Source organism: Bradyrhizobium sp. AZCC 1678, from assembly GCF_036924765.1.
Taxonomy (GTDB): Bacteria; Pseudomonadota; Alphaproteobacteria; order Rhizobiales; family Xanthobacteraceae; genus Bradyrhizobium; species Bradyrhizobium algeriense.
In genome coordinates, this window is record NZ_JAZHSE010000001.1 from 7,888,069 (window position 1) to 7,911,035 (window position 22,967).

24 protein-coding genes are annotated in these 22,967 nt (G+C 62.7%); 12 read left to right on the forward strand and 12 right to left on the reverse strand.

Annotated features, from left to right (window positions below; translation table 11 throughout):
• The gene (locus V1294_RS37625) at nucleotides 1-702 is read left to right on the forward strand and encodes an SDR family NAD(P)-dependent oxidoreductase (RefSeq protein WP_334504359.1); all 702 of its coding nucleotides are present in this window, start codon (nucleotides 1-3) and stop codon (nucleotides 700-702) included.
• A gap of 131 nt (nucleotides 703-833) precedes the next feature.
• Nucleotides 834-1,664 (forward strand): enoyl-CoA hydratase, encoded by an 831-nt coding sequence (locus tag V1294_RS37630; RefSeq protein ID WP_334504361.1) that lies wholly within the window; start codon nucleotides 834-836, stop codon nucleotides 1,662-1,664.
• Between the two features lie 39 nt (nucleotides 1,665-1,703).
• Here V1294_RS37630 and V1294_RS37635 read toward each other — a convergent pair whose 3' ends face one another.
• From V1294_RS37635 to V1294_RS37645, 3 genes are all read right to left on the reverse strand, one after another.
• On the reverse strand, nucleotides 1,704-2,093 hold the full coding sequence (locus V1294_RS37635; RefSeq protein WP_334504363.1) for a nuclear transport factor 2 family protein: 390 nt from the start codon (nucleotides 2,091-2,093) through the stop codon (nucleotides 1,704-1,706).
• Between the two features lie 139 nt (nucleotides 2,094-2,232).
• On the reverse strand, nucleotides 2,233-2,853 hold the full coding sequence (locus V1294_RS37640; RefSeq protein WP_334504365.1) for a GNAT family N-acetyltransferase: 621 nt from the start codon (nucleotides 2,851-2,853) through the stop codon (nucleotides 2,233-2,235).
• Between the two features lie 72 nt (nucleotides 2,854-2,925).
• Nucleotides 2,926-3,129 carry a DUF1127 domain-containing protein gene (locus tag V1294_RS37645; RefSeq protein ID WP_334486116.1) on the reverse strand — a complete coding sequence of 68 codons (204 nt, stop codon included), beginning with the start codon at nucleotides 3,127-3,129 and terminating at the stop codon, nucleotides 2,926-2,928.
• A gap of 114 nt (nucleotides 3,130-3,243) precedes the next feature.
• On the opposite strand from V1294_RS37645, the gene V1294_RS37650 reads away from it, so the two are divergent.
• From V1294_RS37650 to V1294_RS37675, 6 genes are all read left to right on the forward strand, one after another.
• Complete coding sequence (locus tag V1294_RS37650; protein ID WP_334504367.1) at nucleotides 3,244-4,143, forward strand: transcriptional regulator GcvA; 900 nt, start codon at nucleotides 3,244-3,246, stop codon at nucleotides 4,141-4,143.
• Nucleotides 4,144-4,326: 183 nt separating this feature from the next.
• Nucleotides 4,327-5,718: an FAD-dependent tricarballylate dehydrogenase TcuA gene (tcuA, locus tag V1294_RS37655; protein WP_334504996.1), complete on the forward strand. Its 1,392-nt coding sequence runs from the start codon at nucleotides 4,327-4,329 to the stop codon at nucleotides 5,716-5,718.
• A 105-nt stretch (nucleotides 5,719-5,823) separates the two neighbouring features.
• Nucleotides 5,824-6,855: an esterase gene (locus tag V1294_RS37660; RefSeq protein ID WP_334504369.1), complete on the forward strand. Its 1,032-nt coding sequence runs from the start codon at nucleotides 5,824-5,826 to the stop codon at nucleotides 6,853-6,855.
• Nucleotides 6,856-6,885: 30 nt separating this feature from the next.
• Nucleotides 6,886-7,992, forward strand: a complete 1,107-nt coding sequence (gene tcuB / locus V1294_RS37665) for a tricarballylate utilization 4Fe-4S protein TcuB (RefSeq protein WP_334504371.1) — start codon at nucleotides 6,886-6,888, stop codon at nucleotides 7,990-7,992.
• 994 nt (nucleotides 7,993-8,986) lie between these two features.
• Nucleotides 8,987-9,274, forward strand: coding sequence for a hypothetical protein (locus V1294_RS37670; protein ID WP_334504373.1), 288 nt, complete (start codon nucleotides 8,987-8,989; stop codon nucleotides 9,272-9,274).
• 373 nt (nucleotides 9,275-9,647) lie between these two features.
• The gene (locus V1294_RS37675; RefSeq protein WP_334486129.1) at nucleotides 9,648-9,857 is read left to right on the forward strand and encodes a hypothetical protein; all 210 of its coding nucleotides are present in this window, start codon (nucleotides 9,648-9,650) and stop codon (nucleotides 9,855-9,857) included.
• A gap of 319 nt (nucleotides 9,858-10,176) precedes the next feature.
• Here the strand turns inward: V1294_RS37675 and V1294_RS37680 are convergent, their stop codons facing one another.
• The 6 genes from V1294_RS37680 to V1294_RS37705 all read right to left on the reverse strand — a co-directional run bounded on the left by V1294_RS37680 (nucleotide 10,177) and on the right by V1294_RS37705 (nucleotide 16,014).
• Nucleotides 10,177-10,767, reverse strand: a complete 591-nt coding sequence (locus tag V1294_RS37680; protein ID WP_334504375.1) for a DedA family protein — start codon at nucleotides 10,765-10,767, stop codon at nucleotides 10,177-10,179.
• A 143-nt stretch (nucleotides 10,768-10,910) separates the two neighbouring features.
• Nucleotides 10,911-11,474, reverse strand: a complete 564-nt coding sequence (locus V1294_RS37685; RefSeq protein WP_334504378.1) for a hypothetical protein — start codon at nucleotides 11,472-11,474, stop codon at nucleotides 10,911-10,913.
• Between the two features lie 36 nt (nucleotides 11,475-11,510).
• Nucleotides 11,511-12,941, reverse strand: a complete 1,431-nt coding sequence (locus V1294_RS37690; protein WP_334504380.1) for a tetratricopeptide repeat protein — start codon at nucleotides 12,939-12,941, stop codon at nucleotides 11,511-11,513.
• A 474-nt stretch (nucleotides 12,942-13,415) separates the two neighbouring features.
• The gene (locus V1294_RS37695; RefSeq protein WP_108512224.1) at nucleotides 13,416-13,829 is read right to left on the reverse strand and encodes a Rieske (2Fe-2S) protein; all 414 of its coding nucleotides are present in this window, start codon (nucleotides 13,827-13,829) and stop codon (nucleotides 13,416-13,418) included.
• Complete coding sequence (locus V1294_RS37700) at nucleotides 13,829-14,938, reverse strand: amidohydrolase family protein (RefSeq protein ID WP_334504382.1); 1,110 nt, start codon at nucleotides 14,936-14,938, stop codon at nucleotides 13,829-13,831. Before V1294_RS37700 ends, V1294_RS37695 begins: the two co-directional genes overlap by 1 nt.
• Nucleotides 14,935-16,014, reverse strand: a complete 1,080-nt coding sequence (locus V1294_RS37705) for an amidohydrolase family protein (protein ID WP_334504384.1) — start codon at nucleotides 16,012-16,014, stop codon at nucleotides 14,935-14,937. The genes V1294_RS37700 and V1294_RS37705 overlap by 4 nt, the downstream gene beginning before the upstream one ends.
• Before the next feature lie 136 nt (nucleotides 16,015-16,150).
• Here V1294_RS37705 and V1294_RS37710 point away from each other — a divergent pair, with 136 nt between their 5' ends.
• The 3 genes from V1294_RS37710 to V1294_RS37720 all read left to right on the forward strand — a co-directional run bounded on the left by V1294_RS37710 (nucleotide 16,151) and on the right by V1294_RS37720 (nucleotide 18,723).
• Nucleotides 16,151-16,633, forward strand: coding sequence for a CinA family protein (locus V1294_RS37710; protein WP_334504386.1), 483 nt, complete (start codon nucleotides 16,151-16,153; stop codon nucleotides 16,631-16,633).
• Nucleotides 16,634-16,748: 115 nt separating this feature from the next.
• Nucleotides 16,749-17,639, forward strand: a complete 891-nt coding sequence (locus V1294_RS37715; protein ID WP_334504388.1) for a hypothetical protein — start codon at nucleotides 16,749-16,751, stop codon at nucleotides 17,637-17,639.
• Nucleotides 17,640-17,748: 109 nt separating this feature from the next.
• On the forward strand, nucleotides 17,749-18,723 hold the full coding sequence (locus V1294_RS37720; RefSeq protein WP_334504390.1) for an IS481 family transposase: 975 nt from the start codon (nucleotides 17,749-17,751) through the stop codon (nucleotides 18,721-18,723).
• A gap of 83 nt (nucleotides 18,724-18,806) precedes the next feature.
• Here V1294_RS37720 and V1294_RS37725 read toward each other — a convergent pair whose 3' ends face one another.
• The 3 genes from V1294_RS37725 to V1294_RS37735 form a co-directional block, all read right to left on the reverse strand.
• The gene (locus V1294_RS37725) at nucleotides 18,807-20,117 is read right to left on the reverse strand and encodes an HlyD family type I secretion periplasmic adaptor subunit (RefSeq protein ID WP_334504392.1); all 1,311 of its coding nucleotides are present in this window, start codon (nucleotides 20,115-20,117) and stop codon (nucleotides 18,807-18,809) included.
• Nucleotides 20,114-21,859 (reverse strand): type I secretion system permease/ATPase, encoded by a 1,746-nt coding sequence (locus tag V1294_RS37730; protein WP_334504394.1) that lies wholly within the window; start codon nucleotides 21,857-21,859, stop codon nucleotides 20,114-20,116. Before V1294_RS37730 ends, V1294_RS37725 begins: the two co-directional genes overlap by 4 nt.
• 376 nt (nucleotides 21,860-22,235) lie before the next feature.
• Nucleotides 22,236-22,505: a GlsB/YeaQ/YmgE family stress response membrane protein gene (locus V1294_RS37735; RefSeq protein WP_108512231.1), complete on the reverse strand. Its 270-nt coding sequence runs from the start codon at nucleotides 22,503-22,505 to the stop codon at nucleotides 22,236-22,238.
• Between the two features lie 51 nt (nucleotides 22,506-22,556).
• On the opposite strand from V1294_RS37735, the gene V1294_RS37740 reads away from it, so the two are divergent.
• Nucleotides 22,557-22,883 (forward strand): hypothetical protein, encoded by a 327-nt coding sequence (locus tag V1294_RS37740; RefSeq protein WP_334486169.1) that lies wholly within the window; start codon nucleotides 22,557-22,559, stop codon nucleotides 22,881-22,883.
• Nucleotides 22,884-22,967: the final 84 nt, after the last annotated feature.

The following is a 22,967-nucleotide window of genomic DNA, read 5'->3' on the forward strand; positions in this document are numbered from 1 at the left end:
ATGGAATTGCCAAAATACAAGATTGCCCTGATCGTCGGCGTCGGCGAAGGATTGAGCGCATCGCTGGCGCGGCTGTTCGCCCGCGAAGGCATCAAGGTTGCGCTCGCCGCGCGCAAGATAGAGAAGCTCGGCGCGCTCTGCACCGAGACCGGCGCCCGCGCCTTTGCCTGCAATGCCACCGAAGCCGAGGAGGTCGAGCGTCTCTTTGGCATGGTCGAGCGTGAGATCGGTACGCCCGATATCGTCGTCTATAACGCCAGCGGACGGGCGCGCGGCGCTTTCACCGACCTGGTGCCCGCAGATGTCGCGCAGGCAATTGCGGTTTCCGGTTTCGGCGGCTTCCTGGTGGCGCAGCAGGCGGCGCTCCGTATGCTGCCGAACAAGCACGGCGCGATCCTGTTCACCGGCGCCTCCGCGAGCGTCAAGGGCTATCCGCAATCGGCGCCGTTTGCGATGGGCAAGTTCGCGCTACGCGGGCTCGCCCAGAGCATGGCGCGCGAATTGTCGCCGCAGGGCATCCATGTCGCCCATTTCGTCATCGATGGCGGCATCCGCAGCGCGGCGCGTAGCGAGCCGGCCGACCGGCCGGACTCGATGCTCGATCCCGACGCGATTGCATTGAGCTACTGGAACGTACTGCAGCAACCGCGTAGCGCCTGGACCTGGGAAGTCGAATTGCGGCCGTGGGTGGAGAAGTTTTGAAGACCGTAGAGGTGGGCAAAGCGAAGCGTGCCCACCATTTACCATCGCGTCCGGCCGATAGAAGGTGGGCACGCTACGCTTGCCCACCCTACGACTCCTCGAAATGAGAAATAACAACAACTGGGGGAACCATGACCACCGAAACCAAAATCGATACCGGCACCGACGAACTGCTCTGCGTGATCCGCGACCGCGTCGCCATCATCACGCTGAACCGCCCCGAGGCGCGCAACGCGATGTCGGATAATCTGACCCCGGCCTTGCGCAGCATGATCAAGGCCTGCGGTGAGAATCCCGATGTCGGCGTGTTGCTGCTGACCGGCGCCGGCACGGCGTTCTGCGCCGGCGGCAATGTCAAGGGCATGGGGGCGAATCGCGACAAGACGAAGCTCGCAATGTCCCATGACGAGCGGGTCGCCGATCTGCAGGAGCGACAGCGTCTCCTGACCGGCGCGCTGGTCTCGGTGCGCAAGCCGACCATTGCGGCCCTGCCCGGCCCCGCGGTCGGCGCCGGGCTCGCTCTGGCGATGGCCTGCGACATGCGAATCGCCGCGCAATCGGCATTCCTTTCCACCGGCTACCTCAGGGTGGGTCTGAGCGGCGATTATGGCATCGCCTGGCTCCTGACACGATTGGTCGGCACTTCGCGGGCACGGGAATTGATGTTCACTTGCGACAGGGTCGATGCGGCCAGGTGCGAGGCGATCGGCTTGGTGAACCGCGTGGTCCCCGACGACAGGCTGCACGCGGAGGCCTTCGCGCTCGCTAAATCGATCGCCGAAGGGCCGACGATCGCGATCCGCTACATGAAGGATAATCTGGACGAAGCCTTGATGTTCGATTTCGCCACAGCGCGCGATCATGAGGCCGAGCGCATGATCCGGGCACAGGTGACAGCCGATCACAAGGAGGCCGTGCAGGCCTTCATCGACAAGCGCAAGCCGGTGTTCAGGGGAAGTTGAGCGTTGCCGTAGCCGGGATGAAGCGGAGCGCAATCCGGGCTACGAGATCTCGATCGGATTCTCTTCAAACAGCCGCGCCACCATCACCGAGTCGAGATAGGCGCGGACACGCACGATGGTCTCATTGCTGAAATAGCATATCCAGCAATAATGATTGTCGAAGCGAAAGCCGTTCTTCGCGGTCGCTTCGGAATGCAGTTCGACGATGGCGACATCATCCTGCACGATCAGGTTATCGACGTGCAACTGCGCCCCGTTCGGCAACACCTGGCCGAGCTTGGCGAAGGTGCCGGCGATGAAATCGGCTTTCGACAAATAGCGCCCGGCGAGCGGATGCGTTCCCATTACGGTCCAATCGACGTCGTCGGCGACGTGGGTGAAAAAGCCCGCGCCATCGCCCTGCTCGAGACCGGCGAAAATCTGTCGCACGAAACCAGCATCGACTGTTATGACCGGGCCCTCACATCGGCGAGGCGGAGGCTAGACCGGGACATGGGGATTATCAACGCCGTGGCGCTGTCGGGAGAAAATAGCCCGGTTCTGGTACGGCCAGAACCGGGCTCAGTCGTCAAACCGCAAGCGAGGACATTGCGCTGGGAGAGACGGCGGCAAGCCGCCAACTGGCGCATGGGATTTCCTGCGGTTCGACATGGATCTGCTTCTGGAAGCGCGTCAGCTTCCAGTCGCCGGGGGTATTGGTGAAGGCGTAGCCGGCCTTGCGGGCGAGCGCGATCATCGCGTCGTTGGAGCGCAGCGTGTCGCCGAACACGCGCGCGGCACCGAATGAAGCCGCGCGGCATTCCAGATTCTTCAACAGCGCCTTGCCGATGCCATGGCCCTGCCAGCGGTCATCGATCGACAGACCGAATTCGATCGCGGCGGTCTCGCTGTCGAAGGCATAGCGCGCTTCGCCGACGATGGTCTCGCGGCCCTCGACCATCATGGTCGCGACCACGCTGAACCGGTCGGCTTCGCCAATATGGATGAAATCCTCGAGCAGCGATGGCGGCAGTTCGCTGGCCGCGCCGAGGAAACGGTTGTAGCGGGAGCGCGTCGTCAGCGCGCGGAAATAGTTCTGCAGCGCCCCCGCATCGCGCGGCTCGACGAAGCGCACGGTCACAGCCTCGCCGCGCCGCGAACGCAGCACGTCGGAATATTGCGTGAGATCGTCGAGGCGCATCGTGCTCATGGGTCGCTCCCGCGGAGCTCAGGAAAATTGGCCGGCGTCCCCGTGATCAGGCGACGCCAGCCTGGCTGCCATCTAAGCCCGCCAGAACGGCTTTTCGGCCTCGTAGGCGATGTCGCTCCAGGAGATGCCGATGTCGTGCAGTTCCCGCTCGGACCACTGGGCCAGTTCGCGACGCGACCGGTAGCGCTGCCGCCAGAGATTGAGGGTTTCGGCCACCTGGGTCAAAAAGCCCGTACCATGATGATTTATCATCGATTCATGCGTGTAAGTGGACATTCTCAACTCCTATAGTAATCTGCTGCTGCGAATATCTGTCCTATCTGAGCCATTCACAAACGACACTTTGTACCGTTTCGGATGATATAAACTCATGTATTTGGAGATCACGGAATGACCTCCAGGCTGCCGTCGCTGAATGGATTGCGGGCGTTTGAGGCCGCGGCCCGACATTTGAGTTTTACCCAGGCGGCCTCCGAGCTGAACGTCACGCAGACCGCGATCAGCCACCAGATCAAGCGGCTGGAGGAAGAGCTCGGCGTTCGCCTCTTTATCCGCCAGAACCGCTCGCTGACGCTGACGGCGGAAGCGCAAGAGTACCTTCCCGGCATTCGCGCCGCGTTCAACGATCTCCGGCTCGCGACCGATCGCCTGCTGCGCAAAGATGACGACCATGTGCTGACGGTGTCGACGTTGGCCTCGCTGGCCGCCAAATGGCTGCTGCCGCGCCTCACGGCTTTTCAGGAATCGCAACCAGGGATCGACGTTCGCATCACGACCTCGATCAACCTGGTCGACTTCCAGCGCGACAAGGTCGATGCCGCGATCCGCTACGGCCGCGGCCAGTGGCCTGGCGTTCGCGCCGACTGGCTGATGGCGGACGAGCTTTTCCCGGTGTGCAGCCCGGCGCTGCTCAAGGGCAACAAGCCGCTGAAATGCCCCGAAGACCTCCGGGATCACGTGCTGCTGCATACCAGCAACGCGAATAGCGACGACTGGCGGCTGTGGTTGACGGCGGCCGGGTTCCCGGCCGATTTCTCGAAACAGCCGGGCCTGACCTTCGACATGATCTTCATGACGGTGCAGGCCGCGATCGATGGCCTCGGCGTCGCCATGGGTCGCACCGCTTATGTGCAGGAGGACATCGCCAAGGGACGGCTGGTCGTTCCCTTCAACATCGCATTTCCGGTCGACGCCGGTTTTTATCTGGTCTCGCCCACGGGGCGAACCGACCCGCCCAAACTCGCGGCCTTCCGGCAATGGCTGCTCGCCTCCGTGCAGAGCAAGCCCTGACGTCGCAGATATTCCGCGATCCGAGTTGCATGCGACATCGTCGCATACGGCGGCACTTATCGACGAAGTTCGAGCACGAGAGACGTGACGCGGTCGCGGGAGCAGGCTAGAAAATCGCCGGGGCGGATGGATTTGCTTGCCGGCTTTCCATGCCAACAACGATAACAAGAGCGCATGGCTGATTTGACTCGGAAATTTGATGTCCTGGTGATCGGCGGCGGCAACGCCGCTTTGTGCGCCGCCATCAGCGCCCGGCGAGCGGGCGCTTCCGTGCTGGTGCTGGAAGGCGCGCCAAAGTTCTATCGCGGCGGTAACACCCGCCACACCCGCAACATGCGCTGTGCCCATGATGCCGCGACCGACATCCTCACCGGCCCGTACACCGAAGAAGAATTCTGGGACGATCTGCTGCGCCTGACCGGCGGGCAGACCGACGAGGAACTGGCCAAGCTCATGATCGCCGAGTCCAAGGACATCCTGAACTGGATCGTCGAACAGGGCGTGCGCTGGCAACCCTCGCTCGGCGGCACGCTGAGCCTCGGCCGCACCAATTCGTTCTTCCTCGGTGGCGGACGCGCGATGCTCAACGCGCTTTATCTCACCGCGGAAAAAATCGGCGTCGAGATCGCCTACGATGCTGAAGTGACCGATCTCCAGATCGAGGACGGCATGTTTCTGTCCGCGACGCTGAAGCAGCCGATCGATGGCGCTGCGGAAATCCGCGCCTCGGCGCTGGTCGCCGCCGCCGGTGGGTTTGAAGCCAACATCGAATGGCTGAAGGAGTACTGGGGCGAGGCCGCCGACAATTTCCTGATCCGCGGCACGCCCTATAACCGCGGTTCCATTCTTAAGCTCCTGCTCGACAAGGGCGTTCAGGACATCGGCGATCCCACCCAATGCCACGCGGTGGCGATCGACGCCCGCGCGCCGAAATTCGACGGCGGCATCATCACCCGGCACGACTCGGTCGTGTTTGGCATCGTCGTCAACAAGCACGCCCAGCGCTTCTACGACGAGGGCGAGGACATCTGGCCGAAGCGCTACGCGATCTGGGGCCGGCTGGTGGCGGCCCAGCCGGATCAGATCGCTTACATCATTTTCGATTCCACTGTTGTCACCAGCTTCATGCCGACGCTGTTTCCGCCGATTGCGGGTGCAACGCTTGCCGAGCTCGCCGATAAGCTCGGGCTCGAACCGGCCGGGCTGGAGAAAACGGTGACCGACTTCAACGCCGCGGTGCAGCCCGGCACCTTCGATCACACCATCCTCGACGACTGCCGCACCGAAGGCATCACGCCGCCGAAGACGCATTGGGCGCGCCGAATCGAGACGCCGCCTTACCTCGCCTATCCGGTGCGGCCCGGCATTACGTTTACCTATCTCGGCACCCGCGTGAACAGGCAGTCGCGCATGGTGATGAGGGACGGCAAGCCGTCCGCCAACATGTTCGCGGCCGGCGAAATCATGGCCGGCAACGTGCTCGGCAAGGGCTACGCGGCCGGCATCGGCATGACCATCGGCAGCGTGTTCGGCCGCGTGGCGGGACGGGAAGCGGCGAAGAATGCGAGGAATTAGGACGGAGTTCACTCTCCGCGGACACGGTGTGCGGAGAGAGCCCCTCACACCTACCCTCTCCCCGCGAAGGGCGGGGAGAGGGAGCAACAAGCCTAGGGAGAATTCATGATGCGTCTTGCAATCATTTCGGCTGCGACAGTTCTGACAATCGCAACGCTCGCCAACGCCGCCGAGCAGATCGCGTTGCGCGACATGGGTTCGTTCCATGTCGGCGGGCGGCTGGTCGAGATCTCCGGCAAGCCGGTGAAGGAAGTCACCTTCACGCCCGGCGGCGTGCCTGCGAAGGTTGATCCCAACGGCACCTATCAGGTCGAGCAGATGTATGTGCAGTATTTTCTGCCCGCCAACGAGAAGGGCGCCTATCCGCTGCTGATGTGGCACGGCGGCGGGTTGACTGGCGTCACCTACGAGACGACGCCGGACGGACGCGAGGGCTGGCTGAACTATTTCCTGCGCAAGGGCTGGGCCGTCTACAATTCCGACGCGGTCGAGCGTGGCCGCGCCGGCTGGGCGCAATACCCTGACATCTTCAGGAGCGAGCCGGTGTTCCTCACGACAGCCAATCCGTTCGAGCGTTTTCGCATCGGCGACGGCGCGGGCTCCTATGATCCCGATCCGGCCAAGCGCAAGCTGATGCCGGGCAGCCAGTTTCCCAACGAAGGCTATGAGAATTTCGTCAAGCAGAACGTGCCGCGCTGGACCACCACCGATGACGCGATCATCGCCGCCTATATCGCCGAGATCGACCGCGTCGGTCCTTCCATCATCCTGTTCCACAGCCAGGCCGGCAGTTTTGGCTTCAAGGTGGCGCAGGCGCGGCCCGACAAGGTCAAGGCCTTGATTGCGATCGAGCCGGCCGGCCTCGGCGATCCCGCCAAGGTCGATGCCTTGAAAGGCATTCCGACGCTGATCGTCTACGGCGACTACATCGAGAAGGATTCGCGCTGGCCGAAAATACGCGCCAACGGCATCGCCTTTGCCGACGCCGTCAAGGCCGCCGGCGGCAGCGTCGATGTCGTCGACCTGCCGCAAGCCGGCATCAAGGGCAATTCGCACATGGTGATGATGGACAAGAACAATGCCGAGGTCGCCGCCCTGATCCAGAAATGGCTCGAGGGCAAGGGGCTGACGAAGTAAGCGGGCCGGCGCGGGCGCAGGAAGCAACAAATGCACGGAACGCGAATTCTGGAGGAAGCCGACCGGCTGATGACGGTCTGCAATTCCTGCCGCTATTGCGAGGGGCTCTGCGCGGTATTTCCGGCGATGGAAATGCGCCGGGCGTTTTCTGATGGCGACCTCAACTACCTCGCCAATCTCTGCCATTCCTGCGGCGCCTGCTACACCGACTGCCAGTTCTCGCCGCCGCATGAATTCGACGTCAATGTGCCGAAGACGCTGGCCGTGGCGCGTGCCGAGTCCTACGCGGCCTATACGTGGCCCCGCGCCTTCTCCGGCGCCTTCGCGCGCAACGGGCTCGTCATCAGCCTCGTTGCCGCGCTCAGCGTCGCCGCGTTCATCTTCGGCTTCGCGGCGCTGAACGACCGGCAGGTGCTGTTTGGCACCCACACCGGGCCGGGCGCGTTCTACAAATTGATGCCGCACAATGCGATGGCGGCCCTGTTCGGCGCGGCGTTCCTGTACGCGATCGTCGCGCTCGTGATGGGCGTGCGCGCGTTCTGGCGCGACATCGGCGAGCCCGTCGGCATGAAGACCGATATCGGCGCTCTGCTGCAAGCGATCCGTGATGCCGGCGAGTTGCGCTACCTCGACGGCGGCGGGGTCGGCTGCTTCAACGAGGACGACCGCCCGACCGATCGCCGCAAGCTTTATCACCATTTCACCTTCTACGGTTTTGTCCTTTGCTTCGCCTCGACCTGCGTCGCGACGCTGTATCATTATCTGCTGGCGCGCGAGGCGCCGTATGCATGGTGGGATCTGCCGGTCGTGCTCGGCACGCTCGGCGGCATCGGGCTGCTGATCGGGCCGGTCGGCTTGCTCACTGAACGATGGAAGCGCGATCCCGTGCTGGTCGATGAAGCGCGCTACGGCATGGATATCGCGTTCATCGTGATGCTGTTTCTTACCAGCCTGACCGGCATGGCATTGCTGATCCTGCGCGAGACGGCGGCAATGGGGCCGCTGCTGGCGCTGCATCTCGGCGTGGTGTTCTCGCTGTTCATCACCATGCCCTACGGCAAGTTCGTGCACGGCATCTATCGTTTCGTCGCGCTGGTGCGTTATGCGATGGAGCGGAAGGCGATGGGGCATATCTGACTTCGTCGTTGCGAGCGAAGCTTGTAGCCCGGATGAGCCAATGGGTCGCGCGAATGCGCGCCCGATGACAGGCTCCGCAATATCCGGGGGCGGTGTTGGAGTGGTCCCGGATGTCGCTGCGCTCATCCGGGCTACGGATTCCAGGGGCACCATTCTCTCCACGTCATTGCGAGCGAAGGCGGAAGCAATCCATAGCGCGGCATGCGGAGAGGTGGATTGCTTCGCGGAGCCTGTCATCGGGCGCGCATTCGCGCGACCCGGTGGCTCGCAATGACGGCGGATATAGATTCGCCTTCTCGCGGCGCTGATCGCCCGAGGGTTTGCATCTTCGTTTGCCCTCCTCGAAATTGAGGGCGCAGGGAAGACCGGGTGCTTGCTGCACCCGCGGTCTCGCGTGCGATTTGCGCTAACAAAACTGCACACGAGCATACAGGGCAGCGGGAGCATTCCGGCCTTCCCTGCGCAATGGCTTTACGGCTTACTTCGTGCTCTTCCCGGAGAACGGCTTTCTTGCCTCCGTCGCCACGAGAGAAGCTTTGCCTCTCCCGGACTTAGCGCCAGCACCGCGGCGCCCGAACCACACGACTTCGCCGTACGCTCAAGCCACACACGTCAGTCGCAGCTCTCGCGTCCATCGCATCTCACCGCGCGTTCGTGACGATGGCCAACGCCCCTCATCCGCCGTGAGACGGGCGGAGTTATGGGACTGATTTGGGTGAGAACGAAAGCAGAATATTTTTGCGCCAGGGGCTGGACAGGTTTTGGGTGATTTGCCCGACAAGTGGTTTTTGTCGCACCTCCTGCCTCCACATCGTCATTGCGAGAGTTCGTGGGGTGGGCGAAGCGAGAACAAGCAAAGCGCACGTTCATTCACATTGCGGTTACTGGCGGACCGAACTTTTCAGCCGTACTCCCGAACCGGTTTTCGTCTGGCGTCGTCGAACTCCCGTGCGAGCCATTCCGGCTTCGCCCGATGAAGGAATGGAGAGTACAGATGTCGATGAAGTTAATGCTGTCTGCGGCAGCCTTGGCCGCGCTCGGCGCGACGAGCGCCGTGGCCGCCCCCGCTTTCGTGGCGGCCCCGTACTGCGAGCAGGCGGTGTCGCGGCAGGCTTGCAGCAATCATATCATCTATGTGGAGCAGCTTCGCGCCCGCGGCCGCCGCGACATTTCACTGAGCTACATGAGGAATCTCGATCCGCGCGAAAACCAGGCGCTGCGTGATGCCGGCGGTGGTGGCGGCGGAGGTGGTGGTGGCGGAGGTGGCGGCGGTGGCCGATAAATAATACCGACCTCGCGATGCGCGATGGCGGATTAGCGCCGCAGGGTGGGCAAAGGCGCAATTGCGCCGTGCCCACCATTCCATCAACAGCGTTACCTTGAATGGTGGGCACGCTTCCGCCTTCGCCCGTTGAGCTACGGCGGACAAATCGGTTTGCTCACCCGACGACATCCATTGCTCAATCCGCTCACACACCATCCTCAGCCGTTGATTCGATTCACCGCAACGTGACTGCTTCGCGCATTTGCACGGGAAGGTGCTAATTGATGCACGAATGCGCGCTATTTGGTCTGGCATTAGCGCTTACCAGTACCTATCTGTGAATCAGGAAGGAAATTCGCCCCAAGGACAACTCCTATGATGGAGCCATCTAATGGCGAATGTTCTAACCACTGGGGCCTGGCTTTCTGCTCCGACCAAAAAACCCTCATTTTTCGCACGATTATTGCGCGCCCACGTCGAATCCAATCAGCGGCGGGCTGACCGCGTTGTTGAGGCGTATATTGCTGCCCACGGGCTGCAGAAGCTGTCTGATGATGCAGAGCGGCAAATCAGTCGCTTGCTTGTCAAGCCGGGCCAATAGCCATGGTCACACTCATCCTCATGCACTTGGCAACCAAGCTCGCCCGTTTTGGCAACGAGGTTGGTGAGACGTGGCGCGAAGCGCAGCGGCTTCGTCGCACCCTTGCCGGCCCAATAGAGGAGTAAGCGAAAGCGCAGGGTGAGCAAAGGCGCGGAAGCGCCGTGCTCCACCATCACGCATACGCTCTGGGCACCTGGAGCTCGTCATCACCGCGACGAGCGCAATTGCGCTCGTCGAGGGGAGTGCATTCGTCCGCCCCGGTGGCTTTTCTACGCTGTGCGCATCGCCATCCGGCGATCCGCAACCGCTCGCGCCCGCTTCAGTATCGCTCCACGATCTGCTCGAGCTTCCTGCTGAGCAACCAGGACAGGCCGAGGAACGCGACCAGCATCACGATGCCCAGGCCCGAAGAGGCATTGTTGATGGACGTCTCGGAGAATTGACCGAAGGCATAGCCGGCCGAGACAACGACGCTGGACCAAAGGCCGGCAGCTGCGAAGTTGAGCGCGAGGAATGTGGACCAGGGCAGCCGCGATATGCCGTAGGCAAACCCCGCGAGCCCGCGGATGCCATGCGGGAAACGATGAAACAGGATCATCCAGACATAATAACGGTCCGTCAGGCGGACGACGGTATTCACGGGGCGCTCGAACCGCGGAAAACGAAGGAGCAAGCGGGCACCGTAGCGCCGCCCGATCCAGAAGCGAATGACGTCGCCGGCGAAACTGCCGAACCAGCAGATCACGATGAGCGTGCCAAGACCCAGCGCGCCCGAATGCGCCGCGTAGCCCGCGAACAGCGCAAGCAGCAGGCTATGCGAGGCCGCATAGGCAAACATGAAACTGTAGGCCGCATCGCCATGCTGGCGTATGAGGTCGAGGAACGAGGTCAGATCCGTCGGAAACAGCAATGTAAGCCCACCCAAATTCGCTCATGGAGTGTCCCCCAGATGAGTGGGTTCGGCCTGAACGCTAGCACTCCGCGGAAGGCCACGAAAGCCCAATGGGCACGCACCTCGCCCAGGACGCGGCCATGTTGTGATGATTTGCCGCACTAAAGACCGAGCGTTACCTCGGCCCAGCGAATGACAGTCTCGCTGCTCAGGAAAGCAACTATGCTGGGCTCAAGCGGTGCCGGATGAGGATGTGCGACAATGGCTGTTGCGACAACGACGTCGCAACGATCATTGAACGCAATCGCAAGCGCTGAACTTTGCGGGCGCTGGGTAGTGTATGCGCGGCTGCGCCCCTTCATCCATGCAACAGTGATGGGGCTACCGGCAGCCAAGGCCGAAGGTCTTTCACCCATCAGCCTGAGGTCAGCCACGCGATCAAGCTCCTCGTCGTCTGCAACTCCGGTCGTACAGTTGCAGAAGCCGATCTTGGCTCGAACGTAAACGTTGACCTCGACCCCACAATCGGCTGCTGCGCAACGAAACGCTTTGCCTTTGCCCCACTCGTCCACGGGAAAGGGCCATTGAGCCTCCGTCCATGCGGGACGACGTGGTGTTTCGACCGCGCCGTCGCGCACGTATGAAGGCCATTGATACCAGGCAAGCGCGACTAACCCGCCGAGGCTAAAGCCCGCGATGGCAGCAATAGCAACTGTCCGTTTCATCGCATGCCCGCCAGTCGAACGATCCCGGTTACTCGCCTAATTGCTCGCGACAAATGACCGTGCCGCCGCCAGCGTCGGCCGCTCGGAACTGGATTCAGCAGCGAGCGCGATCAGCTTCCCGTAGGTGGCTTTGGCCTTGGCCGCATCGCCTGCAGCCTGTGCAGCCATGGCCGCACCGACATAGCCGTTGTAACGGTTAGGCTCCTTCGCCATCGTGGCTTCGAACACCGCAAGTGCCTCCTTGGCCATGCCGCGATCGAGCAGCATGGCTCCATACAATTCACGCGCCGGCGCCAGCGGACCGGGCGTGACAGGCGCCTTCTCGGTATTGTCTTCGGCGCTGACAGCGGCGCTCATGGCCTTGAGCGCCTCATCGTGATTACCGCTGGCATAAAGAACCCAGGCGGTCGCAACCTGCTCCTGAACATCGACCTGCCCGGCCCAGTAGCCGTTCTTGGCCTCTCGAAGCCTGTCGCGCAATTCAGCGAGCTTGGCCGTATCGGCCTTGGCCGCATCGATCTTCCCGGTGCGGGCAGCGCCGATCGCCCGGGCAAAATGCGTGATAGCCATGGCATGCAGGAATTTGCTGGGCCTGACCTCGAGGTTCGCCGCACCGTTCCAATCGCCGCGCTCCACCATATAGCGCGCCGGCGCAGCCGCTTGCGAAAACGCGGCTGCGAAGGCGTCTGCATCGGGCCGCAACGCCTCGATTTCGGTGACGACGCCGAGCGCCTCCTTGTCCTGACCAAGCTGTAGATGGGCGTAGACCAGATAATCCTGGCCGTGCATCTGATCGCCCAGTTCCTTGCTGCCCTTCGCAGCTTGAACGGATGCCAGGTTGGCGGCGATTGAATCCTTCCAATAGCCGACCCGGGTAAAAATGTGAGAAGGCATGTGCTGCGCGTGCGGCGCATTGGGCGCGATCTTTGAATAGCGCAGCGCCGGGGGCAGACCTTTGGCGGCGATCGGCGGATAATCGTACAGGTGGATCAGGTAATGGGCGACGCCCGGATGTTGAGGTTGGCGTTCCAGGATCGGCCCGAGAATCGCCGCGCCTTTCAGTTGATTGGCATAGGTCTTGTCCGACGGCGAGGCCGCAACGTTCAGCGCGATCGCATAGAAGATCTGTGCCTCGTCATCGGCGGGATAACGGCCGGCAAGAGTTTCCATGGCTTTCAGGTAGGACTGAACCCGCGCCTGATGCGGAATCTTCTCATAATCGACGTACATGACCGACAGCGCATCGATATAGTCGCGCTCGCGTTCAGTCTTGGTGCCGGCTGCCTTTGCTTTTTCAATTGCACCAAGCCCAAGCGGAAGATTGGGAGCCGGAATCGGGCTGTGCGGGTTGTTCAGATACGATAGCGCGATACCCCAATATGCGATGGCGCATCCCGGGTCGGCCTTGAGCGTCTCTTCGTAAATTTCCTTTGATGCGGTGTACCAGAACGAATGCTGGTATCGCATCGCGCGATTAAATCGTCGTTGCGCCGTTTCATTGCAGGACGTTTCGAAGTGAACAGTCCCCAACTTCTGATCGGTGGATTCTTGTGCGAGAGGGCTGGCAAATCCAAGCGCTGTGACGCCTGCTAAGGCAATTGCAAATAGCGATGCACGCATGATTTTCTCCCTTGTCGACTGGGCGCAGCTTCTCCTTCGTTAATCCAGCCAGCATAGGCCTCGCGAACGTCAGCCTCAAGCACAGCAAGTCAGTCACAGTGTGAAATAGTTCATATGTGAGGGCAGCGACAGCCCCGCGCCAACGCCATCTTGCACGTTCAACGTGTTCAAGAACGAAAAGATCGTATTCCGAGTTGGAAGCAGAACTCGCCGCGCGATAGCCGCGACGCGCCAAACAGTATTTCTGTTCGATCACCCATCGCTACGGCAAGAGCCACGCAATGACGCATCCGGGTTCTCGCGTCGCCGGAATGACGCTCGCTATAGATCCACCACGACGTAATCGCTTTCGACCGACACGGCGAGCGTCTCCGCGACATAAGGCCCCTTCACCACCGCCGATCCCGGCTCGACATTGACCGGATAGGCGCGGGCGCGAAAGCGTTTGGGGTCACAATAGGATTGGCCGGTGCGGATGTCGAATTCCCAGCCGTGCCAGGGGCAGCGGATGATCTCGCCGAGCTTTGTGTATTCGATCTCGCCGGGATCGGAGGATTGCGCGAGCCCGATCAGCGGACCCTCGCACAAGGCCGCGCCCTGATGCGGGCAGCGGTTGAGCAGGCCAAAGAACTCGCCCTTGATGTTGAAGATCGCGATCGGCCGCTCGTCGATGGTCAGGAATTTTCGCGTACCCGGCGGCAACTCGTCCACCGGGGCAATCACATGACGAACCATCAGCTCAAACCATAAAGCTTCTTCGCATTACCGAGATAGAACGCTTCGCGGTTGGCGTCGCTGACGCCGGCCGGCAACACGCGCGACGGCTCGTCGAAATCCCAATGCGGATAGTCTGTCGCGAACAACAGCTTGTCCCAGCCGATCCATTCGATCACCTGGAACAGATGGTCGCGGCGCTCCGGGTCTTCCATCGGCTGCGTGGTCCACCAGATGTGGTCGCGGATATATTCCGATGGCTTACGCTTGAGATACGGCACCTCGCTGTGCAGCCGCTCGAAACTCCTGTCCAGCCGCCAGCCAAGCGACGGCGCCCAGCCGAAGCCGGCCTCGATCATCACCATCTTCAGCTTAGGGTATCGCTCGAACACGCCTTCGAGCACCAGGCTCGCCAGCACGGTCTGCTGGCACTGCGCATGGCCGACCATCTCCTCGATGTAGAAGCTCGGCCAGCCGGATGGGGTGAGCGGATTGCCGCCGAAGCCAAAAGCGTGGATGCCGACCGGCAGGCCGATCTCCTGCGCCGCCTCGTAGACCGGCCAGTAGCGGCGCTGGCCGAGCGGCTCGACATTGCGCGAGAGCAGCAGCACCTGAACGAAGTTCTTGTCGCCGGCGCGCTTGCGGATTTCGGCGGCGGCGGAAACGCCGTCTTCATTGGCGACGACGATCGAGCCCTTCAGGCGAGAATCCTTGGCTGTCCATTTCTCGATCTGCCAGTCGTTGATCGCGGAGCAGATCGCACCGGCCAGATCCTGGTTGCGCAACCCCTGCCCGCTGGCGAGCGGATTGAGCACGCCGAGCGCAACGTTGTAGGGATCGAGAAGCTGCTTCTGCATGAAGGACAGCGAGGAGCCCTGCGGCCCGCCTTCCGGCGGCCATGCATCGCGGCGCGAGGCGTTCGGCTGCGCCTTCGGATAGGGCGGGCCTTCCATCATGCCGTGATAGGCCTGCTTGCCATAGGCCTCGAGATGTTCGTGCCAGCGTCTTTCCAGGAAAGGATAGAGTTCTTCCGCGGTGGCGCGGGCCGGATGGATGTCGCAATCGGCGATAGCGGTCTTGACGTTGACGGGTGACGCGGGCTCCGGACGGTCGCGGAACTGGACGTTCATGGCGTCGTCTCCTTTGCGAATTCCAATCGGCGGTAGGTCTTAAGCGGATTGTCGATCATGATCTTCCGAACAAGATCGGGGGAAATCCCATCAGGCAGCACCGCGTCGCCGTCGAATTGCCAATGCGGATAGTCGGTCGAGAATAGGAGCAATTCGTCCGACTGCATATGGTCAAACAGGCGGTTCAGGGTTGCGGGATCGGGCGGCGCATCGACCGGCTGCAGCGAGAAGCGGATATTGCTGCGCACAATCTCCAGCGGCGCGCGATCGACCCACGGCGTTTCCATCCGTATGCCGCGCCAGAACTTGTGCAGCCGCCACAGATAGGCCGGCAGCCAGGTGAAGCCACTTTCCAGCATCACCATCTTCAGACCAGGGTGGCGGGCGAACACGCCCTCCACGATCAGGCTGGTGAGCTGGGTCTGGAACGCGGTGGCTTGGGCTACGTAATCCTCGATGTGGTAGGAGCCCCAGCCGACCGAGGTCGGCGGGTTGTGATAGGCGCTGCCGGCGTGGATGCCGATGGTGAGGCCCAGCCGTTCGGCCGCCGCATAGATCGGCCAGTAGGCGCGCTTGCCCAAGGGCATGTCGCCCATGACAAGCACCAGCACCTGGACGAAGCGCTTGTCGGCGGCGCAGCGCTCGATCTCGGCGACCGACTTCTCGACGCTTTGCGTCGGGATCACGATCGAGCCGCGCAGCCGCGCGTCCTTGTCGAGCCATTCTTTGGCCAGCCAGTCGTTCAGCGCGCGGCAGAACGCGTCCTGCATGTCTTCGGAGAACACCATCTGCACGCCGTACAAGGGATTGCAGATGCCGTAAGCTGTGCCAAACCGGTCGAGCGCCTGCTTCTGCATGTCGGCGAGGTCTGAACCCGGCTTGCCCTGCCCCGGTCGCCAGTCCGGCCGCGACGAGATCGGCGAATTGGTCGGATAGGATTGCGAGACCAGGTCAGTCATGCCGCGCGTCGTCACCTGGTCGCGCCAGTAGTCGTTCATGTAGGGCAGCAGGCTGGTCAGATGAGGAACGGCGGGATGCAGATCGCAATCCACGCCGCCGGGAAGCGGCGACGTCATGATGTTTCCTCTTCGGCCCGCGTGGGCCGCGGTTGTTTGAGGTATTCAATCAGGGCGGCCGCTGCGCCGCAACTCGGCAAATGTGGACCTCCTGTGCTAGGAGGACATGACTGGCGGGAATTTTTAGGGAGTTGAAATGAAAGAGCTCGTGACAATCGCCGAAAAGATTGCCGCTCAACTGATCGCGCGCAAACAGACGATTGCAGTTGCGGAATCTTCGACCGGCGGCCTGGTTTCGGCGGCATTACTTTCGGTGCCGGGCGCATCCGCCTATTTCCTCGGCGGCGCCGTGGTCTACACGCGCGATGCGCGGCGGCTGCTGATGGATATTCCTGACGAGGCGATGAAGGGCATCCGCTCGGCGTCCGAGCCCTACGCGAAACTGCTGGCAAGCCAGGTCCGCCAACGCTTTGCGACCGACTGGGGCTTGTCGGAGACGGGCGCGACGGGACCGACCGGCAACCGTTACGGCGACGCCGCCGGCCATAGCTGCATGGCGGTAGCGGGGCCGTCGCAATCGGTGTTCACGCTGGAAACCGGCAGCGCCGACCGGCAGGCCAACATGCAGGCGTTTGCGAAGACGGCGCTCAATCTGCTGCTGGAGAATTTGTCGAAGTAGATTCGTAGGGTGGGCAAAGCGCAGCGTGCCCACCAATTTGATCCCGTTCAATGAATGGTGGGCACGCTGCGCTTTGCCCACCCTACAAGAGCAGGCCCACCCGAGGATCGCACCCATGCCACAACAATTCGACCGCGCCGCAGAGGATCTCGGCAACTCGATCCATTTCGAGCATGTCAACGTCACCATCCCCGATCAACGCCTGGCGACGCTGTTCTATATCGCCGGCCTCGGGCTGACCCGCGATCCCTATCTGATGGTGTCGGACAGCAACATGTGGGTCAATGTCGGCAGGAGCCAGTTTCATCTGCCTGACGGCGCGCCGCAGGTGCTGCGCGGCCATACCGGTATCGTCATCTCAGGCCGCGCGGCGCTGCTGGCGCGGCTGGCGTCGGTCGCGAAAAAGCTGGAAGGAACGTCGTTCGCGTTCACCGAGCATAACGACCATGTCGAGGCGATATGCCCCTGGGGCAACCGCGTTCGCTGCTATGAGCCGGACGCCGCGCGCTTCGGGCGCATCACGCTCGGCATTCCCTATGTCGAGTTCGACGTACCAGTCGGCACCGCGAAAGCGATCTGCGCCTTCTATCCCGCGATCATGGGGATGCAGGCCGAGTTCTTGAACGGCGATAACGCTGTGGCGCGGGCCAAGGCCGGCAAGGATCAGTACCTGCAGTTCCGCGAGACCGACCGCGCGCAGCCGGAGTTCGACGGGCATCATGTGCAGATCTACATCACGGACTTCTCAGGTCCCTACCGCCGTCTGCGGGAGCGCGGCCTGATCTCGCAGGAAGACAACCAGTATCAATACCGCTTTCGCGACATCGTCGACCTCGATGGCGGCAGGCATCTGTTCACCGTCGAGCACGAGGTCCGCAGCGCCACGCACCCGATGTTCATGCGGCCGCTGGTCAACCGCAACCCGGCCGAGACCAACCGCACCTACGCGCCCGGCCATGAGCAGTGGCCTTACGCGATGGGACCGGATGAATACGACAGAAGGTAGGGGAAGCGGGCGCACTGTCGTCCCTGCGAAAGTGTTTGGTCCCGGGAGATTGGCTGGATGGAATCGGTGTAGAACGAGGCATCGCCTTTGTCAGGGAGTGCCTCGTGTCATGGAACTGAGCCTGCACGCCAACGCTGCGACGACGCCGAAGACGCGCGCCTACATCCAGCGCAGCAAGAGGTCGGTCGCTGAATTGGCAGCCGAGCTCGGGGTCAGCGAGACCACGATCCGTCGTTGGCGCGGCCGCAGCACCGTGGCGGACCGGCCGCATACGCCAAAGACCCTGCAGACCGGTCTGTCGGCGATCGAAGAGCGGCTGGTCTGCGAACTGCGGACATCGCTGCAATTACCGCTCGACGACATCGTCGAGGTGATGCGGCGATGCGTCAACGCCGAGCTGTCGCGCAGCGCCATCCACCGTTGCCTGCAGCGCCACGGCATCAGCGCACGCCCTAAACCTGACAAGCCAAAAGTTGGCGTCTTCCAGACCACCGGTATTGGCTTCATCCATATCGACCTCAAGCATCTGCCGGCGCTGCAGCGCCACAAGAGCTATGCCTTTGTCGCGATCGATCGTGCCACCCGCTACGTCTATGTCGAGGTCCATTCCAGGCGGGATGGCAAGACGGCAGCCGCCTTCCTCGCGCGCTTCCTGGCCCACTTCCCGCACGAGGTCCATACCATCCTGACCGACAACGGCGCCGAGTTCACCGACCGCTTCGCCGTCGACATGAAGAACAAGCCGCCCGGCCGGCCCTCCGGCAACCATCCCTTTGATCGCCTCTGTCAGCAGCGCGGCATCGAACATCGCCTGACCAAGCCTTATCATCCGCAGACCAACGGCCTGGTCGAACGCTTCAACCGGCGCATTGCCGAAGCCATCGGTCGCGAGGACAAACGCGGCAGTGCTCGCCGCACCTTCACCTGCCACGCCGATCGCGACGCTTTCCTCAGCAAGTTCGTCCACGACTATAATCGAACCCGCCTAAAATGCCTCGGCTACCAGGCGCCGATCCAGGCCCTTGCCAATCTCCCGGGACCGAACACGAAAGCAGGGACCCATACGCCGTGCCGTGTGTTTTGAGGGACGCTGTTCGACGGCTTCGTTTCAACAACTGAAGCCGGTGGTTATGGGTCCCTGCTTTCGCAGGGACGACGGAGAGAGACTCACCTCTCCCTGAACGAGCGCATCAGCTGGTCGCTGAACGGCTTCATCAGATAGGAAAACATGGTGCGGTCGCCAGTCTGGACGAAGGCTTCCACCGGCATGCCCGGGATGATCTTGACGTTGTCGCCGAGGCGGGCGACTTCGGCCGGCGGCAGCGAGACGCGGATGGTGTAGTAGCTCTGGCCGGTGCGCTGGTCGGTGGTGACGTCGGCGGAGACGCGCGTCACCACACCATTGAGTTCCGGCGTGGTGCGCTGGTTGAAGGCGGATAGCCGCAGCAGCGTCTTCTGGCCGATCTGCAGCTTGTCGATGTCCTGCGGATTGACCTTGGCTTCGACCGAGAGATCGTCGGCCCGCGGCACCACCATCATGATGGCGTCGCCGGCGGTGATCACGCCGCCCACGGTGTGCACCGTCGACTGCAGCACGACGCCGTCCTGCGGCGCGCGGATGTCGATGCGGCGGAGCTGATCCTCCGCGGTGACCTTGCGTTCGACGAACTCGCCGATCTTGTCGTTGGTTTCGCGCAGATCCTTGGAGACCTCGCTGACCACGTCCTTATCGACCTGGATGATCTGCAGCTCGGTTTCGGTGATCTTGCCCCTCGCCTGCGCACGCGCGGCGATATATTGCGCCCGCTCGCCAGACAGCCGGGCATGGTCGCGCTCCAGCACCGTCAGGCGCGAGATCTGGATCAGGCGCTGCTCGTAGAGCTGGCGGACGCCGATCAGTTCCTTTTCCACCAGCGCGGTTTCCTTGTCCTTGGCCTGTTCCTGCGCCGTGAGGCCGGCAATTTCCTCGTTGAGCTGCAACACCCGCTCGCGCAATTGCGATTTCTGCCCGGCGCGTCCGAATACGCGAACCTCGAACAGTTTCGTCTCGCTCGCCATGATATCCCGCACATCGGGATCATCGGCGCGATCGGTGAGCTGTGGGGGAAATTTGATCTTGTCGAGGCCGCGCTGCTCGGCTTCCAGCCGCGCCGCGCGCGCCCACAATCCGTTCAGCGTCTTGACGACGATGGCCAGACTCGCCTTGACCACGGTCTCGTCGAGCCGCACCACGACATCGCCCGCCTTGACGATATCGCCGTCGCGTACGCGAACTTCGCCGACCACGCCGCCGGTCGGGTGCTGCACCTTCTTGACGTTGGAATCGACCACCACCGAGCCCGGCGCGATCAGCGCGCCCGAAATCTGCACCGTCGAGGCCCAGCCGCCAAACCCGCCGGCCAGCACCAGCATCAGCGCGAGGCCCAGAATCAGATGCGCGCGGATCGAACGGCGCGCGCCTGTCAGCTCGGCGGTCATGATTTCTTCGCTCCTGCTTCGGAAACGATCTTGATCGGCGTCGGCGGCGACGGCACCCGCTGCAGCACCTGGCCGAGCACGGTTTCCTTCGGACCGAACGCCTGCATGCGGCCGTCCTTCAGCACCAGAAGCTGATCGACCGCCTCGATGCCGATCGGCCGGTGTGCCACCACGACCACGATGGCGCCGCGTGCGCGCGCGCCGCGCACCGCGCGCGTCAGCGCCTCGTCGCCCTCGCTGTCGAGATTGGAGTTCGGCTCGTCGAGCACGATGAGGAACGGATTGCCGTAGAGCGCCCGCGCCAGCGCCACGCGCTGGGCCTGCCCGGCAGACAGCGCCGCGCCCTGCTCGCCGATCTGGGTGTCGTAGCCCTCGCGCATCTTGATGATCATCTCATGCACGCCGGCTTCCTTGGCGGCGGCGATGATCGCCTCCGACTTCGCTTCGGATTCGAAGCGGCAGATGTTCTGCGCCACCGTGCCGGCGAACAGTTCGACGTCCTGCGGCAGATAGCCGATGTGGCGGCCGAGCACGTCCGACGACCACTGGTCGAGCGCCGCGCCATCGAGCCGCACCTTGCCGCGGGCCGGCATCCAGACGCCCACCAGTGCGCGCACCAGCGACGATTTTCCCGAACCGCTCGGACCGATGACGCCGACGCCGCTGCCGGCTTCGGCCGCGAAATTGACGTCCTGCACGATGACGCGCTGATCGCCCGGCGGCACGATGCTGACGGCCTCGACCGACAGCCGCTTGGTCGGGGCCTGCAGCAGGGTTTGCTGGTTCGAAGCCGGGATCTGTTCCAGGAGCTTGGAGAGGCGATGCCAGCTCTGGCGCGCGGCGACAAAACCTTTCCAGTGGGCGATGGCGAGATCGACCGGCGCCAGCGCCCGCGCGCTCAGGATCGAGCCCGCGATGATGATGCCGGCGGTGGCTTCCTGGTGAATCACGAGGTAGGCGCCGACCGCGAGCACCGCCGATTGCAGCATCATGCGCAAGACTTTTGCGACCGCGCCCAGGCCGCCGGCGATGTCGCTGGCGCGCTGATTGCCTGCCAGATAGATCTCGTTGGCCTCGCTCCAGCGCCTGGTCAGCCGTCCGGACATGCCCATCGCGACCAGCACTTCGGCGTTGCGCCGGCTGGCGGCGGCCAGATCGCTGCGCCGCGCCGCCAGCGTCATCGCCTCCTTCGCCGGCGTGCGCGACAGGAACTCGGTGATCAGTGTCAGCGTCACTAGAATGACGGCGCCGGCCAGAGCGGTGACGCCGAGCAGCCAGTGAAATGCAAAGCAGATCGCGAGATAGAACGGCAGCCATGGCAGATCGAAGAACGCGCCCGGCCCCATGCTGCCGAGAAACGACCTGACATTGTCGAGATCGCGCAGCGGCTGCAGGCCCTCGTTGCGGCTGCCTACCAGCAGCGGCAGCCGCACCACGGTTTCGAACACGCGCGTGTTGAGGGCTTCGTCGAGTGCAGTTCCAATGCGGCCAAGAATGCGACCGCGGATCAGATCGAGGCCGCCTTGGGCGATGTAAAGGCCACCGGCGAGAATCACGAGGCCAACCAGGGTCGGCACGCTGCGGCTCGGCAGCACGCGGTCGTAGACCTCCAGCATGAAAATCGAGCCGGTGAGGTACAGCAAATTGATCATGCAACTCATGACGCCGACGCCGATAAAGGCGTTGCGACAAGCGCGCAGCGCTTCACCGAGCTCGGAACGCCGGACGGGAGCGGCTGCCATTTATGCGTATCTCTTCAAATGGATAAGGTGACGTGCTGCTTTTACCGATGTTTTCGGGCACCGTCTATTTAAGTCACGTTAACCCCAATCCGGTTCATGCCCATGAAGAGGGGGTGAAGACGGAAACCGCCTGTTTGGGCTGCAAATTTGACGCCGGCACCAGCCGCTTGGCGGGTTGGGGCCTCAGGCTGCCCGGAAACGGAACTGGGATCACGGACATCGAGACCCGGCCGACTTCGACATGGAGGTCGGGATCGCACGCCGCTTTCCGGCGCCGAACCCGCCCGCCGTCTTAAGCGCTCCGACCGGGCTTTCCGAAGGGTGCCATGCGACCTGCGCAAGTCCCTGCAGATGACTTCAAGCCATCGGGCTGTACCTATAACCTTCCGCCGGTGCGGAGCAGCCGCACAATCAGCAGCAAGATGATGGCGCCGATGGTGGAGTAGACGATCTCGGACACCAGTCCGGTGCCGAGGCGGATGCCGAGCTTGGGAAACAGCAGGCTTGCGAGCAGCGCGCCGGCGATGCCGACGAGGATATCGCCGATGATGCCAAAGCCGGTGCCGCGCACGATCTTGCCGGCGAGCCAACCGGCAACGAGGCCGACGAAAAGAATGACGAGAATGCCTTCGTTGGAAATCTGCATTTGAAGTCCCCCAGGTTCACGACGCGCAGGCCGACGACAGCCTATCCATCATTGTCCGATGTGACGAGCCGCAATCCGCACGCCCTCCAACAACGCCTGCGAAGTGAAACTTTTTTGCGTCACCCGCGTTATGTCGGCATGAAGAATGGCGACATTTGGTATGTGACCTTTGGTCCGGACAGGACGGACGAGACGGCGGAGAGCATGACGCGCTCGACCCGCACCTTTAAATCTGAAATCGACGCCAAGCTTTTTGCGATGCAAATTCTCGCCAAGGGCTGGTCCGCCAGCGCGGGCACGCTCAATCCCCATCAGCCGAAGCAGGTCGTGGGGCCGGCGCAGATCGAGCGCTGGGCCGATCCGGGGCTGGGTGGGTGAATCATTCACTCGTGTCCCGGACGCGCGAAACGGGTGCACCGCAGGCCGGGACCTAGCGCCGCGACATCTGGACCCCGGACCAGC

Bases quoted from the DNA above. Each gene is read 5' to 3' on its own strand.
- V1294_RS37660 (WP_334504369.1), top strand. From the start codon at position 5,824: ATGATGCGTCTTGCAATCATTTCGGCTGCGACAGTTCTGACAATCGCA.
- V1294_RS37730 (WP_334504394.1), bottom strand. From the start codon at position 21,859: ATGGCAGCCGCTCCCGTCCGGCGTTCCGAGCTCGGTGAAGCGCTGCGC.
- V1294_RS37710 (WP_334504386.1), top strand. From the start codon at position 16,151: ATGAAAGAGCTCGTGACAATCGCCGAAAAGATTGCCGCTCAACTGATC.
- V1294_RS37695 (WP_108512224.1), bottom strand. From the start codon at position 13,829: ATGGTTCGTCATGTGATTGCCCCGGTGGACGAGTTGCCGCCGGGTACG.
- V1294_RS37705 (WP_334504384.1), bottom strand. From the start codon at position 16,014: ATGACGTCGCCGCTTCCCGGCGGCGTGGATTGCGATCTGCATCCCGCC.
- V1294_RS37720 (WP_334504390.1), top strand. From the start codon at position 17,749: ATGGAACTGAGCCTGCACGCCAACGCTGCGACGACGCCGAAGACGCGC.
- V1294_RS37685 (WP_334504378.1), bottom strand. From the start codon at position 11,474: ATGAAACGGACAGTTGCTATTGCTGCCATCGCGGGCTTTAGCCTCGGC.
- V1294_RS37735 (WP_108512231.1), bottom strand. From the start codon at position 22,505: ATGCAGATTTCCAACGAAGGCATTCTCGTCATTCTTTTCGTCGGCCTC.
- V1294_RS37630 (WP_334504361.1), top strand. From the start codon at position 834: ATGACCACCGAAACCAAAATCGATACCGGCACCGACGAACTGCTCTGC.
- V1294_RS37640 (WP_334504365.1), bottom strand. From the start codon at position 2,853: ATGAGCACGATGCGCCTCGACGATCTCACGCAATATTCCGACGTGCTG.
- V1294_RS37725 (WP_334504392.1), bottom strand. From the start codon at position 20,117: ATGACCGCCGAGCTGACAGGCGCGCGCCGTTCGATCCGCGCGCATCTG.
- V1294_RS37690 (WP_334504380.1), bottom strand. From the start codon at position 12,941: ATGCGATACCAGCATTCGTTCTGGTACACCGCATCAAAGGAAATTTAC.
- V1294_RS37650 (WP_334504367.1), top strand. From the start codon at position 3,244: ATGACCTCCAGGCTGCCGTCGCTGAATGGATTGCGGGCGTTTGAGGCC.
- V1294_RS37715 (WP_334504388.1), top strand. From the start codon at position 16,749: ATGCCACAACAATTCGACCGCGCCGCAGAGGATCTCGGCAACTCGATC.
- V1294_RS37670 (WP_334504373.1), top strand. From the start codon at position 8,987: ATGTCGATGAAGTTAATGCTGTCTGCGGCAGCCTTGGCCGCGCTCGGC.
- V1294_RS37700 (WP_334504382.1), bottom strand. From the start codon at position 14,938: ATGAACGTCCAGTTCCGCGACCGTCCGGAGCCCGCGTCACCCGTCAAC.
- V1294_RS37625 (WP_334504359.1), top strand. From the start codon at position 1: ATGGAATTGCCAAAATACAAGATTGCCCTGATCGTCGGCGTCGGCGAA.
- tcuB (WP_334504371.1), top strand. From the start codon at position 6,886: ATGCACGGAACGCGAATTCTGGAGGAAGCCGACCGGCTGATGACGGTC.
- V1294_RS37675 (WP_334486129.1), top strand. From the start codon at position 9,648: ATGGCGAATGTTCTAACCACTGGGGCCTGGCTTTCTGCTCCGACCAAA.
- V1294_RS37645 (WP_334486116.1), bottom strand. From the start codon at position 3,129: ATGTCCACTTACACGCATGAATCGATGATAAATCATCATGGTACGGGC.